We start from the raw sequence: 606 nt of genomic DNA on the forward strand, positions 1-606 counted from the left end.
ATCGAGACTTGCCGCAAGCGGGCCGTTTCCTCCTGGGTCTACATCGCCACTGTGATCGCCGCCGCCAGAAAGGGCGTCGCCACACCCTCGCTGCCGCCGATTCCGTCCGGGACGTGAACGGTTACATAAAGGCAGAACAAAGTACAGCCCGTCGAATTTATCACTTTCATACTAATCTTGTTGGTGCTCCGCTAGAAGTAACGGACGAGGTCGGAAATCTTGCATGGGCCGGTAATTACCAGGCTTGGGGCAAAGTTAACGATGGGGAAGATTCCATTTTATCAGTTCCCATAGAGCAGCCTCTGCGCTTTCCCGGACAGTACGCCGACGAAAGCACGGGGCTGCACTATAATACCTTTCGATACTACGACCCGGATATTGGCCGATTTATCAGTCAAGACCCGATCGGGTTAGCTGGTGGAGCAAACATGTAGGTGATTAGCGCTGATCTTCAGCTAACCGACACCACGCTTCGGTTTGGTTGCCCGTGGCGACAGCAGCGTACAAGAGGCGCGTCAAAATGGTCGACAAATCGAAGCGCCGGTTAAATCGATACTGAGCCTCGGCCAAATAGAGAAAACCATATTTATCGAAATTGAAAGCATG

General features: G+C 52.5%; 1 protein-coding gene and 1 pseudogene. One reads left to right on the forward strand and one right to left on the reverse strand.

All coding sequences use genetic code 11. The features are described from left to right. Positions 1-434, forward strand: a 434-nt coding sequence (locus tag F1735_RS34070) for an RHS repeat-associated core domain-containing protein (RefSeq protein ID WP_167241473.1), incomplete at its 5' end; no start/stop codon positions are given. Positions 435-438: 4 nt separating this feature from the next. Here the strand turns inward: F1735_RS34070 and F1735_RS34075 are convergent. Next, positions 439-606: pseudogene (locus F1735_RS34075) on the reverse strand (IS1595 family transposase); the annotation flags it as partial.

This window comes from Massilia genomosp. 1, assembly GCF_011682185.1.
In the GTDB taxonomy this organism is placed as follows: Bacteria; Pseudomonadota; Gammaproteobacteria; order Burkholderiales; family Burkholderiaceae_D; genus Telluria_A; species Telluria_A rubra.